Annotated in this window: 12 protein-coding genes and 1 pseudogene; 7 read left to right on the forward strand and 6 right to left on the reverse strand. The window is 70.9% G+C overall.

What is annotated here, in order from left to right; all coding sequences use genetic code 11:
* The first annotated feature begins 109 nt into the window (after positions 1–109).
* Both OG736_RS00290 and OG736_RS00295 read left to right on the forward strand, forming a co-directional pair.
* Complete coding sequence (locus tag OG736_RS00290; RefSeq protein WP_327187878.1) at positions 110–1744, forward strand: type 1 periplasmic-binding domain-containing protein; 1635 nt, start codon at positions 110–112, stop codon at positions 1742–1744.
* A 469-nt stretch (positions 1745–2213) separates the two neighbouring features.
* On the forward strand, positions 2214–2486 hold the full coding sequence (locus tag OG736_RS00295; RefSeq protein WP_327180533.1) for a hypothetical protein: 273 nt from the start codon (positions 2214–2216) through the stop codon (positions 2484–2486).
* A 969-nt stretch (positions 2487–3455) separates the two neighbouring features.
* On the opposite strand, the gene OG736_RS00300 is transcribed toward OG736_RS00295, so the two are convergent.
* The 4 genes and pseudogenes from OG736_RS00300 to OG736_RS00315 all read right to left on the reverse strand — a co-directional run.
* On the reverse strand, positions 3456–3746 hold the full coding sequence (locus OG736_RS00300) for a hypothetical protein (protein WP_327180534.1): 291 nt from the start codon (positions 3744–3746) through the stop codon (positions 3456–3458).
* A gap of 76 nt (positions 3747–3822) precedes the next feature.
* On the reverse strand, positions 3823–5079 hold the full coding sequence (locus OG736_RS00305; RefSeq protein WP_327180535.1) for a cytochrome P450: 1257 nt from the start codon (positions 5077–5079) through the stop codon (positions 3823–3825).
* A gap of 34 nt (positions 5080–5113) precedes the next feature.
* On the reverse strand, positions 5114–6028 hold the full coding sequence (locus OG736_RS00310; protein WP_327180536.1) for an aromatic prenyltransferase: 915 nt from the start codon (positions 6026–6028) through the stop codon (positions 5114–5116).
* 277 nt (positions 6029–6305) lie between these two features.
* Positions 6306–7130: pseudogene (locus OG736_RS00315) on the reverse strand (polyprenyl synthetase family protein); the annotation flags it as partial.
* Between the two features lie 479 nt (positions 7131–7609).
* Between OG736_RS00315 and OG736_RS00320 the strand changes: the two are divergent.
* The 4 genes from OG736_RS00320 (at position 7610) to OG736_RS00335 (ending at position 11910) form a co-directional block, all read left to right on the forward strand.
* Positions 7610–8509, forward strand: coding sequence for an aromatic prenyltransferase (locus OG736_RS00320; RefSeq protein ID WP_327180537.1), 900 nt, complete (start codon positions 7610–7612; stop codon positions 8507–8509).
* A 281-nt stretch (positions 8510–8790) separates the two neighbouring features.
* Positions 8791–9258: a TetR/AcrR family transcriptional regulator gene (locus OG736_RS00325; RefSeq protein WP_327180538.1), complete on the forward strand. Its 468-nt coding sequence runs from the start codon at positions 8791–8793 to the stop codon at positions 9256–9258.
* A 72-nt stretch (positions 9259–9330) separates the two neighbouring features.
* A complete protein-coding gene (locus tag OG736_RS00330; protein ID WP_327180539.1) occupies positions 9331–10875 on the forward strand; it encodes a DHA2 family efflux MFS transporter permease subunit in 1545 nt (514 codons plus the stop codon).
* Between the two features lie 435 nt (positions 10876–11310).
* Entirely contained in the window at positions 11311–11910 is a 600-nt protein-coding gene (locus tag OG736_RS00335; RefSeq protein ID WP_327180540.1) for a hypothetical protein, read from the forward strand.
* Positions 11911–12162: 252 nt separating this feature from the next.
* Here the strand turns inward: OG736_RS00335 and OG736_RS00340 are convergent, their stop codons facing one another.
* Positions 12163–13413, reverse strand: coding sequence for an AfsR/SARP family transcriptional regulator (locus OG736_RS00340; protein WP_327180541.1), 1251 nt, complete (start codon positions 13411–13413; stop codon positions 12163–12165).
* 330 nt (positions 13414–13743) lie between these two features.
* Between OG736_RS00340 and OG736_RS00345 the strand changes: the two genes are divergently transcribed.
* The gene (locus OG736_RS00345; protein ID WP_327180542.1) at positions 13744–14307 is read left to right on the forward strand and encodes a GNAT family N-acetyltransferase; all 564 of its coding nucleotides are present in this window, start codon (positions 13744–13746) and stop codon (positions 14305–14307) included.
* Between the two features lie 260 nt (positions 14308–14567).
* On the opposite strand, the gene OG736_RS00350 is transcribed toward OG736_RS00345, so the two are convergent.
* Positions 14568–16154: a class I adenylate-forming enzyme family protein gene (locus OG736_RS00350; RefSeq protein ID WP_327180543.1), complete on the reverse strand. Its 1587-nt coding sequence runs from the start codon at positions 16152–16154 to the stop codon at positions 14568–14570.
* Positions 16155–16588: the final 434 nt, after the last annotated feature.

The following is a 16588-nucleotide window of genomic DNA, read 5'->3' on the forward strand; positions in this document are numbered from 1 at the left end:
CGCCGGCACCAACCCCTGCTCCGGCTGGGGCTGGGGCGCCTGGTGGTTCGGAAGCCGCAGCGGCGTCTCCTCCCCCGGCCGCGTCTCCCCGGACCCTTCCCCTCCCCCGGTGCCTTCGCCGCCTCCGGCGGCGTCCCCCGGCAAGCCGCCGGGCAAGTCCCCGGACGACATCCCGCCCGCCGACGGCCGCCGGTGGAAGGAGTGGCGGGCCCGTCTGGCGGGGCACCGTGCCGCGGTGGCGGTCTGCGCCGCCCTCGCACTCGCGGCGGCCGCCGGCGTGTACGCCGTCGGCGAGCACCACGAGAGCGTGCGGCAGGAGCAGCAGCGCAGGCAGGAGCAGCTGCGGCAGGACAAGTACCGCAAGGAGCACTGCGGGACCATGAACCCGGCGCTGGTGACCGAGGCCGGCGGGGAGTGCACGGGAGTGACCGACGGCCTCGACCGCTCCGATGTGTTCGGCTCCGCCCTGGAGCCGGTGCTGACGGCCATCGGCGCGGAGAACCACCGGGCGACCCGCGACGGCCACTACGTCACCATCGCGTTCCTGGCGCCGCTGACCTCGGTGGGCAGTGCGGGCAAGGCCAAGGATCTGACGCTCGACCAGTTCGTGGGGGAGGTCGAGGGCGCCTACACGGCCGTCGAACGGGCCAACGCCGACGACGGCCCGCTGAAGGTCCGTCTGGTGCTGGCCAACATGGGCAGCGGCGAACTGCACTGGAAGAGGGCCGTCGACACGCTGACCGGGATGGCCGAGGCCGACAACCTGGTCGCCGTCGCCGGGATGGGGCTGAGCCAGCAGGAGTCCGTCGACGCCGCCCGCGCGCTCGGCGGGAAGGACATCCCCATGGTCGCCGACCTCATCACCGCCGACGGCTTCGACACCACCGGCCTCATCGACAGTCCGAAGAGCGCGCCGAAACGCATCAACGGGCTGGTCCGCGTCACCCTGACCAACGCGGCCCAGCTGGGGGCGCTCGGCGAAGAACTGGACGGCGACACGCGCACCGCCGCGCTGGTGCGCACCGCCAAGACCCCCAACGGCACCCGTGACTTCTACACCGACTCCCTCTACGAGGACTTCCGCACCGTCGGCGGGCTGAAGAAGCACCTCGACCCCACGGCGGACTTCTCCTTCGACCCCCGCGGCGGAGCGGAGTCGATCCTGGACGCCATCGGCCAGAACCTGTGCAGCACCGGGCGGCCCGTCGACACCGTGTACTTCGCGGCCCGGGAGAAGTACCTGCCCGGCTTCCTCCAGGCGCTCAGCCGGCGCAGCTGTCACCGCCGGCCCATCACCGTCGTCTCCGGATCCGACACCGCGGCGCTGGATCCCAAGACCCTCGCCGCCCTGAACCAGGACGGCGAGGCACCCATCGCCGTGCTGTACGCCTCCCTGCCCGGGGCCACGCAGCTGCGCGGCCCCGGCAACAGCGACCACAACCTGTACGAGCAGTTCCTCGACGCGTTCGGCGGCGACCACCACGGGCAGAAGTTCCCCGCCGCCCACGCCACCCGCGGCTACTGGCCCGTCCTCGCCCACGACGCCGTCCTCACCGCCACCACCGCCATCCGCAACGCCACCACCCCCACCACCGCCCGCCCCAACCGGTACGCCGTCCTCAACCACCTCTACGCCCTCACCGACGGCGCCGTCCCGGCCGCCACCGGACGCTTCGGCATCGACCCCACCGGGAACCGCACCAAGGTCCCCATCACCATCCACAGGCTCGGCACCACCACCTGACCCCCTGAGCCCGGTCCCGGGCATCCCGGCCTCGTCACTGCGGGATGCCCCCGTCATACGGGTATCCCGGCCCCGTCTGCGGCGCAGTCGGGCACCCGTCACGTCGGCGCCGGCCGGTGGGGTGATGCGGATGGCGGCGAGGACGGGGCACCGTCTCGGCGGCGGGCCACCGGATGCGAGGACCATGTTGCTGGGCGTGCAGGGCGCCGAGCCGTCTACGCGGCATCGGGCCTTCGGTATGCGGTCACGGCCGTCGTCCTGCCGGCCGCACACCTACGCAGCCAGGAATGAATGAACGGGACAGCCGCAGACGTTGCAACGCGTCCGGGCTGCGGGATCAGGAGGTTCTACGGCACAAAGCCAAAAAGGTTGAAGCCTTTAGTGAATGGGATACACCCAAGTGGCGTACCGCTGCGTCCGGAGTGACGATAGGAACTGACCCTCAGACATACCGGAAGGGGATATGGAGATGGCGGTTCTTGATGTGGGCTGGCTGACCATCGGCCCTAACAGCTCCGGCAGTTGGTTCAACCACGGCTACACGGCCCAGGACTCAGTGCACTACAGCATCGTGGTTTATGGAGTCGGCGGCTTCCCCACGCCCTTGGGGAAAGCAACGCTCACACAGGGCGAGGCATACGAGCATGTCGATGGCACAAAGGCCTACAAGGTGTACGTACAGAACAATGCACCGTTCAACTCTGTCAATGTCCACATCCTCGCTCAGGTCGAGTCCCTCTGAGGATCCGTGACTGGCTGAAAGGCGCGAAGTGCCATGGCAACTGTGCGGGTTTCAATCGTTCACGATGACACGGGGAAAGTCGTGTCGGTATCACGCCCCGCAGAGGGCGCGAACGTAATTGTGCAGAGCGGGGAAGGGCAGTCTGTGCTCGAAACGGAGGTCGACGAAGAAGGCATCCATGACCTGGTGGCCGGGAAGCACCTGGTCGATGCCGAGAACAAGAGGATCGTCGAGAACACCCCGTGACGCACGGGTGCATGGGCCCGATCGAAATAGCAGGGGGCCGGGCCACCCTTGCGGTCACTGCGCCAAGCCGGGTGGCCCGGTCGGTGTGATCGTTTCCGGCGGGAACGATCACCGGAACATCTTTGACGGAGCCTCAAGAAGTGGCGCCGGCACGGATCCTCAACTCTCCGGCTACGGCCTACGTGGGGCCTATGTGCTTCCCTGAAGCGACCGCTCGACGAAGCAAATTGGAGGCCGCCCGGGCTGCCGGCGTGAGTGAGCGCGTGGTCTCGTACCGCGCGAGTCTGGGTGTCCTGGAGCGGCCGCAGGTCACCTTCGAGGGCGTCCGCTGCCCCGGGTGTCCGAGTTCGCGGCACTGCGGAGCGCCTTCGGTGTGCCACCCCACCGGCACGTCGAGGTCACTCGCACGATGCCCGGCCCCGGACCGAACCCGGTTGCCGCGCACCGAAAGGGGGGTCCCGACCGCAGAAATACCGCCTGTGCGCACGCAGTTGCCGAGGCTCGGCTGCCGGCAGCGGTGCGGGCTCGGCGGCGGGTCGGGCCGTCTGCGGCGCAGCTGTTCACCCTCATGTCGGCGCCGGCCGTGGGGTGGGGTGATGCGGATGGCGGCGAGGACGGGTCACCGTCTCGGATGCGCGGCCGTCCCCGGGTCCGGTGCGGCCGCAGGGGCGGTGTCCGTGACGCCGTTCTCGTCTCCCCGGGCCGCCGGCCGGTCGTCGGTCGTCAGTGGCGGTCCCGGTCGGTCGTCGCGTCGTCAGGGTCGTGGGCGGCGTACACCGCGAGGAAGGCGGCGAGTGCGTGCACCGTTGCGCCGGTCGGGCCGAGGGCGGTGAGCGGGACGCCGTGGCGCAGTCCGGCCGACAGTCTGCTGTGCGCGCGCAGCGCGGCGGCCGCCAGGGGGGCGTGCTGCGGGCGGTGGGCGTGGCCGGGGCCGGTGCCTGCCATGGAGCGGGCCTCGGCCCCGGCCCGGGAGGTGATCTCGGCTGTCCGTGCGTGTGTCGTCAAGGTCGCCATGGCGGCACTCCTCGGCTTGTCGGGGCGCGCGGTCGGAGAGGGCGTGGAGCGTGGGTGTGGTCGAGGGAGGGGCGGGCTAGCGCGGCTGGGGGAGCATGTGCAGGCGTTGCGGGTGCAGTGTGGTGTGCGCCGCGGCGCGGACCCGGGTGCCGGGCGGGAGGGTCAGCTGCCATTCGCGGGCCACCGCGCCGAGCAGGATCTCGAGTTCCTTCCAGGCGAACGCCTCTCCGACGCATCCGCGGGCGCCGGCGCCGAAGGGGATGTAGGACGCGTCCAGCGCGGTCGGCCTGAGGGAGAGCCAGCGGTCCGGGTCGAGGCGGTGGGGGTGCGGATAGCGGTCGGGGTCTCTGTGCAGCAGGTAGGAGCTGAACATCACGTGTGTGCCCGCGGGGAGGGCGTGCTCGCCGAGCGTGACGTCGGAGAGGGTCTTGCGGCAGGTGATCCATACGGGCGGGTAGAGCCGCAGTACCTCCATCAGGAAGCGCAGGGCGTAGCCGGGCGGGCCCTGCCCGTGGCCGGGGCGGACGCCCGCGCCCGTGGCCGTGCCCGGGTGCGCGGCCGTGGTCTGTGCCAGGTCCTTGAGGACCTTCTCCTCGACCAGGGGGTCCTCGGCGAGCAGGTACAGGGCCCAGGACATCACCGAGGCGGTGGTGACGGTGGCCGCGGTCAGCATCATGACGGCCTCGTCGCAGATCTGATCGGCGCTCAGGGCGGCGGTGCCGTCGGGCCCGGTGTCCGCCAGCAGCGCCGAGAGGTGGTCGCCGCTCGCGGCCGGGGAGCCGAGCCGGCCGGCGACGCACGAGGCGAGCAGCGTGCGGAAGCCGGTGAACGCCCCGGCCAGCCGCTGGGAGGGCCGCGGTGAGCGGGCCGCCTTGCCGTACAGCGGCTTTCTGATCATTTCCCAGGACAGGGCCGCGAGGTGTGCGCCGAGGACGTTCGAGGTCTCGCGCGGCAGCGCGCCGAAGAGGGTGTTCAGCGCGATGCCGCTGGCCGCCCGGCACATCTCGGCCTGGACGTCGACGGGTTGTCCGGGACGCCACAGGGCCGCCGTGTCCCGGGCGATCTCCTCCATGACCGGGGCGTGGCCGGCGACCGCGGTGGTGCGCAGGTAGGGGTGGGCCAGTCGCCGGTAGTGCCGGTGCAGGGCGTCGTCCTGGGCGAGCAGCCCCGCCCTGCTGAGGATCCTGGCCTTCTGGAAGAGCTCGCCCTTGGTGTAGTGCTTGCCGTCCTTGACGAGGATGCGGCGCACCAGGGCCGCGTCCGTGACGAACTCGGCGCTCGCACCGTCCACCGAGACGGTGCGCAGCGGGTGGCCGCGCAGGAGACGCTCCATGCGGTGGAAGCGGAACTCGGCGGGGCCGCTCGCGCTACGCGGCGTCGGCGGCATGGTCGATCGACGGCATCAGGTCCAGCCGGCTGCGCGCCTGGAAGCGGTAGTACTGCTGGAGTTTGTAGTACTCCTCGCCCGACGAGGTCATGGCCGCGTACACCATCTTGGGGTCGTCGCCGCCGTAGGCGACGCTGTTGAGGAAGTGCTCGATCTTGGGGCCGAGCCGGGCGGGCAGCGCCAGCGGGTCGCGGGTTTTCACGCTGAAGGCGATGCGTTCGATGTCCGGGGAGTTCCAGCTCAGGGTGGCGTAGAAGCCGAAGGACTTCTCGCAGAACCTGAGCATCTGCTCGCTGGGGTCGGGCATGCCGGTGGCGCGGTGCATCGCCAGGACCTCGGAGGGCCGGCGCAGGTGGTCGGGGAATCCGGTGAAGTACAGGTTGACGGTGTTGTTGCGGTAGTCGATCGCGACGACGTCTATCTTGTCGGCCAGGCCGCGGTCGGCGAAGAAGGCGAAGTTCTCGGCGAGGCTCGGGGGCATGGAGGGCAGGTCGCGCAGTTCGGCGAGGCTCTGGCTGTGGCCGCCGGGGAAGTACACCCAGATCTTGCGGAAGCCGCCGACGATTCCGAAGTCGATGCCGTAGCTGTCGATGGGGCAGTGTTGCTGGATGTCGGAGAGCAGGGTCTCCGCGGGGCGGCCGGTGCTGGTGATGAAGCCGTGGTCGCGGGCGCGCAGGTAGGGGTCGACGTGCCGCGGGATGGTGAAGCGGCAGTCGAACTCCCCTTCGTGGCGGGCGTTGGTCGCCACCCGGAAGGCGATGATGGCCTGCGGGATGACGTCCTCGAACGCCTCGAGGACGGGCCAGACCTTCTCGCGTGAGCAGGCCACGTCGATGAGTCCCGCCGATTCCTCGACACCGGCGAAGAGGTCCGCCAGCTGCGTGGTTTCCGACATTCTTCCTCCAACTGTCGTACGGGGGCGGGTCACTTGTCGCGGTAGGCCACGCGCAGGGCCATGTTCGCCAGTTCGCCGCGCCACACCGGGTCGAGGGGGCGTCGGCGATGGCCGCGCGGCCCTGCTCGACGAGGGAGGCGATGTGGCGTTCGACGTCCTCGGGGACGCCGGTGTCCAGCAGGCGGCGGCGTATCTCGTCGGGGGTGTGTCCCGGCTCGGTGATGAGGTCGCGGATGTGGGCGTCGCGCTGCATGGCCCAGCCCAGCAGGAGGGTCATCTTGTGCTGGCTGAAGTCGAGGCCGGCCGTCTTGCCGGTCTGGGCGGAGTCGCCGAACGCGTCCAGCAGGTCGTCGCGGAGCTGGAAGGCCTCGCCGACCGCCTCGCCGTACTCCGCGAGGGCGGGGGCGAGGTCGGCGCGGCCCGCCGCGCTCGCGCCGACGACCAGGGGGCGGTGGATGGTGTAGCGGCCGGACTTGATCAGGGCGATCAGCCGGGAGAGGTCGGGGTCGACGCTGAACTCGGCGGCCGCGGCGACGTCCATGTACTGGCCGATCATCACCTCGGAGCGCAGGCGGTGCCATTCGGTGAAGGCGCCGGAGGGGGCGGTGGACATCAGCTCGTCGGAGTAGACCAGTGCGAGGTCGCCGACGAGGAGGGCGACGCCCTCGCCGAACCGGCGGGACTCGCCCTGCCAGCCGCGTGTGCGGTGCAGCGTGGAGTGCAGGAGGTGGACGGCGGGCTTGCCGCGCCGGGTGCGGGAGTCGTCCAGGACGTCGTCGTGGACGAGGGCGGAGATGTGCAGCAGTTCCAGGGCCGCGGCCGCGTCGATGACGGCGGGGTCGTCGGGGTCGCCGCCTGCGGCGAGGTAGCCGGTGAGGCAGAAGGCCGGGCGGACGAGTTTGCCGCCGGCGGTGGCGAGGTCGGACAGCGCGTCGATGGCGACGACGGCGTGTGCGTGCACCTGGGCGTAGCGGGCGCGTTCGGCGGCGAGGAAGGAGCTCAGCCGGTCCTCGACGCGCTGGAGCAGGTCCTCGACGGTGCGCCGTGCGGAGGCGGCGGGCTCCTGGTCGGTGGCGGCCCGGCGGGTCACTGCAGTGGTCACGACACATCTCCTTGGACGGGGCTGGTGCGCTGGGGCGCAGACACGGCGGGGGGTGGCTTGCGTCAGCGTGCGTGGTGCGGCTGCAGCGGAGGTGGAGCCTGCTTGGAGCGGAATCCGAGCGGGACGGCACGGAGCAGGTGGTTCCTGCTCCGTGCCGGCGCCGGCACCGCGGTCCCGGAGAGCGCCGTCGGGGCCGCAGTGCCCCCGGGCAGGTGGCCGGGGGTGGGGCGGCGCGGGTCGTGCGTCCCGCTCGCCGGCCGGTCGGGGTGCGCTGAGGCAGCGTCCAGCCGTTCCTCTTCGGCGACCTGGCCGACCGTTGCACTCCGGCGACCTGGCCGGCGGTCCTCGGCGGACGCGGGCTGCGCCGGCTCACCCGGGCCCGATGGTCGTACAAGCCTCAAGCGCCAAGCCGTCGCCAAGCGGGGTGAGCGACGGTGGTGGCGCATGCCGCACTTATAGGCTGACCCTTGGAGGAGCTCATGCCAGAACCCGCTGGATTGGATAAGGTCTATTCGGCGGTTGCGGAAACGGCCCGGCTGCTGAACGTGCCTTGTTCGCCCGACCAGGTGTCCCCGGCCGTGAAGGCATTCGGAGACGAACTCCCCGGAGCCCACATAGTTTTCAGCATGGCGGCCGGTGAACAGCACCGAGGAGAGCTCGACTTCGACTTCTCGCTGACTCCCAAGGGCCTGGATCCCTATGCCACCGCGCTGGCGAACGGTCTCATCGAGGAGACGGACCATCCCGTCGGCTCACTGCTGGCGGAGATCCAGGCGCGCTGCGCCATAGCCAGTTACGGCGTCGAGTACGGCATCGTCGGCGGCTTCAAGAAGTCCTATGCGTTCTTCCCGCTCGACGACTTCCCGCCGCTGGCGAAGTTCGCCGGTATTCCGTCCATGCCGCCCGGCCTTGCCGAGCACGTGGACACGCTGACGAGCCTCGGCCTGGACGACAAGGTGTCGGCCATCGGCATCAACTACGCCAAGCGCACGCTGAACGTGTACCTCGCCGTGGCAGCGGTCCGGACGGAGACCAAGCTCGCGCTGCTGCGCGCGTTCGGGTTCGCGGAGCCGGACGCTTCGGTCGCCGAGTTCGTCAAGCGGTCGTTCTCGGTGTACCCCACCATCGGCTGGGACTCCTCGGCGGTCGAGCGCATCTGCTTCTCCGTCAAGACGCAGAACCCGGGAGAGCTTCCCGCTCCCTTCCACCCGGAGATCGAGACGTTCGCGAACGGCGTGCCCCACGCGTACGAAGGCGGCCGCGAGTTCGTCTCCGCCGTCGCGCTGGCACCGTCCGGCCAGGCGTACTACAAGCTCGCCGCCTACTACCAGAAGGCGCGCGAGGCCTCGAACGCCGCTTTCGCCGCCACATCGAACTGACAGCGCGTCATGAGCCGGCCGCCGGCCTCACATCCGCTCCGGCGGGCGGCACGTCGTACAGCCGGTCCGCGAACGGGTCTTTTTTTGTGGCGCGTCGAACGCCGAGTCCGGCGGCGGTGACTGAATCACACCGGTTCGCCGGAAAGTCTCAGCTGCCAGAAATCTCAGACCGCGGCGGTGGCCTGAGGTTTCGTGAATTCAAGCGCCTTTCAAGTCTGCTGCAAGCGGGACGGGCGACCATACCCGCGAAAAGCCAAGGTTTTCACCCGGAAGGTAAACACATGTCTACAGCCACTGAAGTGGAAGAAGCGTCCGCCATCATCACCGCCTACGGGCAGGCATTCGCCAAGGCCGGCGCGGCGGCCTACCACGGGCCGCGCGAGAAGCTCGCCGAGAACATCGTCCGGCTCACCCTGGAATTCTTCGAGGACCCCGAGTGGCAGCCGCAGCTCCTGCAGGCCCTGCGGACCGCGACCACCGGCAAAGAGGGCGCGGAGCCGATGCGCAACCTCTTCTCCGCCCAGGTCTTCGCGCAGGCGGGCACGGCACTCAACGAGGACCCGCTGAGCATCGACGAGCTCGCGGGCAAGCTCAGCATCAAGGCGATCCACATCAACGCGTCGGCCGCGCAGCTGTGGGGCGTGTTCCTGATGCGTTACGTCCTGGGCGTGGAGCCGATCGCTTCGGCGTCGGTGGACGAGATCGTCGAGCTCCTCGCACCCACCGTCGAGCGCTACATCGTCGGCTAGCGACAACACCGGCCAGCGGAAGAACCAGCGGAAGGAACCGTCCAGCCCCGGATCGGGAGGACAACTAACGTCATGAGTACCCTCAAAGAATCACGAGACCAGGCCGGCGGCCCCACCGCCGGCGACCCCCGGCGCTGGAAAGCGCTGGCTGTACTCACCGCGGTGCAGTTCATGCTCATGCTCGACGTCACCGTGGTGAACATCGCGCTCCCCAACATCCAGACCGACCTCGGTTTCTCCACCGAGGGGCTCGCCTGGGTGGTCAACGGCTATCTGCTGATGGCCGCCGGATTCCTGCTGCTGGGCGGGCGCGTCGCCGACCTGCTCGGCCGCCGCAAGGTCTTCGTGGCAGGCGTCCTGCTCTTCGGCGTTTCCTCGATCATGTGCGGTGCCGCGAACACCCCCGGTCTCCTCGTCGCCGGCCGCTTCCTCCAGGGATTCGGTGAGGCGCTCGCGGCACCGGCCGCGCTCGGCCTCATCGCCGTGCTGTTCACCGACGCCAAGGAGCGGGCGAAGGCCCTGGGGATCTGGGGCGGACTGGCGGCGCTCGGCGGGGCGGTCGGCTCGGTCGTCGGCGGTCTGGTGACCGACTTCATCGACTGGCGCTGGGTCTTCTACATCAACATCCCCATCGTGGTGCTGGCGCTGCTGGTGATCCCGCGCCTGATGCCGGAGAGCCGGATGGCCCGCCGCGAGGGGCAGCGACTGGACGCCCTCGGGGCGCTCACCACCACCGCCGGCCTCGTGGGCGTCGTCTACGGCCTGCTGGAGGCCGCCGACAACCCGTGGGGCTCCTCGCACGTGCTGCTGCCGCTGCTGGGCGGAATCGCCGCACTGGTCTTCACGGCCGTGTGGGAGTCGCGGGTGCCCGAACCGATGATCCCCCTGCGGTTCTTCAAGAACCGCACGCGGGTGACGAGCAACGTCGTGAGCATGATGTCGTTCGCGTCGTTCTACACCTACGCCTTCGTGGCCACCCTGTACCTCCAGCAGGTGCTGCACTACTCGCCGATGGAGACGGGTCTGGCCTACATCCCCCTCACCATCGCGACGGGCCTCGGCATGGGCGTGTCCACCGCGCTGATGCCCCGCATCGGCGTCAAGCCCATCGTGGTCATCGCCTTCTTCGGCAGCGCGCTGGGCCAGTTCATCGCCGCCAGCGGCTTCGCTCCCGACGCCAGCTACGTCGGCGGGGTCATGCCCGGTCTCGTCGTGTTCGCCCTGTTCAACGGCATGGGCTTCCCCGTCCTGATCAACGGCGGCCTGCACGAGGTCACCGGGCAGGACGCGGGACTGGCCTCCGGGGTGCAGACCTCGATGCAGCAGATCGGCGCGGCCCTCGGCCTCGCGACCCTGGTGCCCATCGCCCTGCGCTACGTCACCGACCACGCGGCCGACGGCAACCCCGCCACGGTCGCCTCCGACGCCTTCGCGCTCGCGCTGTACGTCGCCGCGGGTGTACTGGCTGCCGCGGGTCTGATCGCCCTGCTCCTGCTCGGAAAGGTGAGCGCCGAGAAGCGCGACGCGCACGCCGAGGCCGCCGAAGTGCTGGCGGAAGAGCCCGCCCCCGCTCCGGCGCCCACTACGGCGCCCTCCCCCGAGGCCGCCAAGGCATGACCGGGGCCTGACCCCACAACAAGTCGACGCACCATCCCCGGTCCGGGGGTGGTGCGTCGTGCTGTGCGCCGCGCCCGGCGAGCCGTCCAGGCCGCCCGCGCGCGCCGCGGGCTCGGTGCCTACGTGACGGCCGCCGGGGCGCGGCCCGGCCCGGATTCCGGGTGCACCGCGCGTTCCGGCCGGCCTGCGCCGGCGCCCGTCCTGCGAGGCCGGCGCTCTCGCCCTCCGGGGCGGACTTCCAGAACCCGCTCCGGGGGCTGCAGTTCCTCACGGCGAGCCCGTCGGCGGGTACGGACCAGGGGCGCGGTGAACCCGTGCGGGCAAGGGGCAGCGGGAACCGCTGTGGCGCCGGATCAGCGTGCCTGTGCGAAACCGGCAGGCGCCCCAGGGGCGGGTCATGAGAGGGTGCGGTTCGATCCGGCACGGGGGGGAGTATTGGGGCTGATCTACAGCTACGACATGTACCTGCGTCCCCGCAACGTCGCCAGGACGTTGACCTGTCTGGCGGAGCTGGCGCCACCGAGTCCTGCCGTGCCGCCGCTCGAGATCACACTGCCCGGCGGTGACCGGCTCGCCCTGCCGTTCACGTCCCACTTCAGGAGCGATCCGGTCGACTGCTCCCTGAGCGGCACGCTCGAGCTCGACACGTCCCTCATGTTCGACGCCGACGACGCCCTGCGCGAGTACGCGCAGACGGACGGCCCTGAACCTGAGGCGGACGGGCGCGTCCGGATCGGCTACGTCTACGCGACGGTCCGGTTCGAGTCCTCCCTGCACCCCGGTTACGCGTCGGTGGAATGCTGGGCGGCGACGTCGTCGATGAGCCGCTTGTTCGCGCGGTCGGCCAGTATCAGGAAGGTGTTCACCGACCTCACCGCAGCCGGCGGCGGAGTGTGCTGCCTGTTCGACACCGGTGACGGCGGCCCCGAGCAGGTGTGCTGGCTCAACGGTGAAACCACCCAGGAGATGGTGCCCGGCCCCCGCTTTCCGGATCGGCGAGCCCTGGTGGCGACCTGGTCCGACCTCGAGAGCTGAGCACCGGCGGCCCCTGGCCAGGCCCGCCCGACGGGACCTCCCAGTGCAGTCTTCCCGGCGGGGCAAGTCCGTTCATGCCTCGGTCGCCGCCCATGGCGGGTTCCCCCCGGGACCGATCGCGGTCAAGACCGGGTCAGGAGCTCTCAGAGGCACAGCTGGAGCCCGAACTCCCGCAGAGCAGGGGGCTTGGTACCGCCCCCGCCCGGCCGGGCCGCGGGTGCGCGGCCCGGCGCGGGTGTGCGCCGCGTGCGGCTACAGCTCCGCCGGCAGGGGTGAGCGCAGGAAGTCGCCCCGCGGCAGCAACCCGTGATGGGCGGGCTGACGGCGGACGCTCCAGTGCGGTCCGCGCTGATCCGGCAGCGCCGCGGGGCGCCGGGCCGGCCTGGTGTCCGTCCGGGGCTGCGGTCGCCAGTCCAGGGACGGCGCGTGGTTGAGTATCTGCTCCTCCAGCAGCTGCAGCGCCGGCCGCGGATCGATCCCCAACTCCTTTGCCAGCCAACGCTGGTTGGTGCGCAGCACCGCCAGCGCGTCGACCTGTCGGCCCGCCCGGTAGAGCGCCAGGCTCAGCAGTTCGCAGCCGTATTCACGCAAGGGGTGGTCCTGGACGAAGGCCTCCAGTTCGGCCGCCGCGATCTCGTGGGCGCCGGCCGCGAGCAGGGCCGCGCAGCGTCCCTCGACCACCGACAGCCGCAGCTCCTCCAGCCGTGCCACGTCAGGCCGCACACAGTCGGTGTCCGCCACCTCGGCGTAGGCCGGCCCGCGCCACAGCGCCAGCGCCCCCTCGAACTCGTGCACCGCGCTGTGCGGATCGCCCCGGTCCAGGGCCTGCCAGCCGGCGACGGCCCGTTCGCTGAACCGGTGTACGTCGACCTCGACGGCCCGGCTGTCGAGCAGATAGCCGCGTCCGTAGGTGCGCAGCACCGTCGGCTGTGTCCGGGGCGCGCGGCCGGGCTCCAGCACCCGCCGCAGATTGGCGACATACGCGTGGAGCGAGGAGACGGCCGCGGGCGGCGGGTGCCCGGTCCACAGCTCCTCGACGATCACGTCGAAGGCCGTCGGCCGGCCCACCTTGCTGACCAGCAGCGCCAGCAGGGCGCGCTGCTTGGGCGCCCCCAGGTCGACCGGGCGGCCGCCGACGGCGGCCTCGATCGGGCCCAGGGCGCGGAACGCGACCGCGGGGCGCGGTGCGGGCGTCTGCGGCGACCGCTGGCCGGCCCGCCGGGCGTCCTCCGCTCGCCCGGGTGCCGCGGCCGCATTGTTCCGGCCCGCGTTCGCGGCGCCTTTCAGGACGCCGTTCGTGACACCGTTGGTGACGCCGATTCCTGCGACCGTCTGGCCGACCGCCACAATTTCGGAATCGAGTTCGAGCTGCCTGGCCATGCATATCCGCAGCGCCTTGTTGGTGCGGCGAAGCTCTTGTACCTCGCGCTCCAGCTCCGCGATGCGCCACGCATCCGAAGTGCCGGGGCTCGCGATACCGGCATCTAACCTCTCGTTCGCCATCCGTGAACTCTCCATTTCCACGGGCGCATTTCACCTGTCGTGGATTCTGGGCAGGCAATTCCTCGGCCATTGTGCGCGACTTCGGGCGGCGAGGGTCGGCGCGCCTAGCCGGCGCCAATCGAACCTCAAGCCAACTTCAAGGCGTATGGCCGATGATGGAGTGCGGGAAGCGGCGGGGGCCCGGGGCTGATGCGTTCTCAGGCTGCGAGATCGAGAAGTGCGGTGGCGTGACCTGGTGGCGCGTTGCGGCGGCGACACCTCGAGGTTCGCCGACCGTGCTCCGGGTAAAGCCGTTGAACTGCCCGCCCTGCTTTGGACATGATCAACTGTGTGGACACCTATCTGGAGACCGAGCGCCTGGTCCTGCGCCGCTTCACTGCCGGCGACGCGGACCTGCTGATCGAGTTGGACAGCGACGCCGCGGTGATGCGCTATCTGACCGGGGGCCAACCGACCGCCCCGGAGACTGTCCGCGAGCGCCACCTGCCGAACATCATCGCCGGCTACGAGAAGTGGCACGGCGATCTCGGCCTGTTCGCCGCGCACGAGAAGGACGGCGGCGCGTTCATCGGCTGGTTCTGTCTGCGTCCCGAGCCGCAGGGCCCGCCGGACGAGGCCGAACTCGGCTACCGGCTGCGGCAGGCGGCCTGGGGCAAGGGGTATGCCACCGAAGCCTCGCGGGCTCTGCTGGCCAAGGCGTTCACCGGGCTCGGTGTGCGCATGGTCTGGGCCGAGACGATGGCCGTGAACCACCGTTCGCGCAACATCATGGAGAAGCTCGCCATGACGCTCGCGGACACCATCCCCACTCCCCCCGACATGGAGATGGTCGAGGGCTCCGAGCACGGGGGCGTGCGCTACGAGATCACCAAGGAACAGTGGGCACCGCAATAGCCCCTGTGCGGACGGTCGTTGCGCATCCACGCCCGACGTGGCGCGGGCCTTCTCCCCCGGCCGGGCCGCCGTCGTCCCGGGGCGGTCGCGCAGCGTGCCGGCGGCGCCCGGCTCGAGGGTGGTCGGCGGGGTCGTGAACCGCGACGGTCCCGCCATGGGCTGGCGGGACCGGGCGGGTGCGGCCTGCAGGGGGAAGGGGATGCCCCTGCGGGTGAGGGGGATGGCAGCGCCGGGGTGGTGTGCTGATCACCGCTCGCGCTTCACGTCTGCTGCTGGAACTGCTCCTCGAATCGCCGGGCCAGCGCCAGGCGCTGCACCTTCAGCGTGGCGGTCCTGGGCAGCTCGGCCTGCGGGATCTGCACGGGGTCGGCGAGCTGGGGGAACGCGGCGACGGCGGCCCGCCAGCGGTTCAGGTCCAGGGGCTTGTCGTCGACGGTGCAGATCACCGGCACCGGTTCGGAGTTGGGGCCCTGCACCACGACCAGCTCGGTCAGCTCGTGCAGCCGGCCCAGCACGACGTCCTCGATCTCCAGGGAGCTCTTCACCCCGGGGATCATGTCGATCTCCCGGTCGAGCATGTGCAGGCAGCCGAACCTGGTGCGGTAGCCGACGTCCCCGGTGCCCCACCACTGGCCGTCGCGGTTGGCGTCGTAGCGGTCCTGCTCACCGAAGTAGGACTTCGCGATGCCGTCCCAGGCCACCTCGATGGCACCGGGGTTGGTCTCGGAGGGGGGATTGCCGTCCCGGCTGACCACCCGGATCTTCGCGGCGCCCTTCGGCATGGCCCAGCCGACGCAGCGGCCGTTCGCCTTGTGGGCGGAGTGGCGGAAGTAGGCGCGGCCGACGGCCGGGCCGACCTCGCTCTGCCCGTAGATCTGGAAGAACAGGGCTCCGCGCCGGTCGGAGGCGTGGAGCAGCTTGCTCATCGTGCCGGGGTGGATGGCGTCGAAGGTGCTGCTGAAGACCTTCACCGACCCGAACGGCGCCCGCGGGTCCTCGGCGAGTTCCTCCCACTCCATCAGCGAGTTGGGCAGTGCCTCGACGAAGGCCGGCCGGTGCTTGATGAACTGCTCGGCGACCTCGGCGGGGCCCGTCTCCCGCATGAGCAGGACCGGGTACTCCTTGAGCAGCGCCAGGGACATCGCCGCGACCATCCGCGAGTGCACGAAGGGCACGTTGATCGCGACGGTCTCCTTCTTCCGCATCAGCGACAGCAGCCGCCACTGCGGTACGAGGCGGATGCCCTGGGTGCGGGGGGTGTGCACGACGAGCTTGGGAATGCCGGTCGTGCCGGAGGTGTGGGTGATGACGGCGGCCTCGTCGATGGGCCGGACGACCGGCTTGACGCGCGGTGAGCCGGCGAGTCCGGCGAGCCCGATGGCGCCGGGCCGGTCGCCGGCCGAGGTGATGATCCGCCGGGTGAGGTCCGCCAGCGGCACGTCGGCCAGGACGTCGAGCTTGGCGCCGTCGGTGAGCAGGGTCGGCTGGTCGACCCGCTGCAGCAGGACGCCCACGGTCGTGGCGTCCAGGGCCGGTGAGAGGTTCACGACGATCCCGCCGATGCGGGAGATCGCCGCGGCGAGCATCCAGTGGTCGGCGTTGGCCGTCTTGTAGATGACGACCCGCTCGTCGGGCCGGACCCCGGCCGCCCACAGGCGGGCCGCGAGGTCGTCGACGTGATCGGCGTACTGGGCCACCGTCAGACGCCGTCCCGCCTCGGGCAGGACGCCCAGGTCGTGGTCGAGGCTGATCGGGGTCGAGGGGTTGACGGCGGCCGCCATCTCCGGCAGCAGGCCGATGTGAAGACCGCGCTTCTGAATCGAGCGGTAAGCCACGGAGCCCTTCATCGTGGGCTGTCTCCTTTGCGGTGGGCGGTGGGCGGTGGACGTTCAGGCGGTCGACGGCTCGGTGCGGGATGCGGCGTGCAGGATGCGGGGCGGGCCCCGGGAGGGATGTGACGTTCGGTCACATGCCTTTGTGCTCAGAAGCGTTCGTGTCCGAAGGGGTGCGGTCCGGCGGGTGAAGGAAGCCGAGATCCCCTCCCGGTGCGCTCCCCCGCCACCGCCCCGGAGGGCGGCCGGCCGCGGCCGGCGGGCGGGTCGCCGTACGCGGCCCGGGGGCCCTGGCCGTCTCCGGCAGGCAGGGCCCCCGGGCCGGGAGACCTCCCCCACGGCCCGGGAGATCCGCCCGGGTCGGCGGCCGGCCCGATGAGATCCGCGCCGTCCGGGCCGGCGGCGCGGATCTCGTCGGGTCGGCCGGGAGAGGGCCGGCCGGCGGCCTG

Source organism: Streptomyces sp. NBC_01334 (assembly GCF_035983595.1).
GTDB lineage: Bacteria > Actinomycetota > Actinomycetes > Streptomycetales > Streptomycetaceae > Streptomyces > Streptomyces coriariae.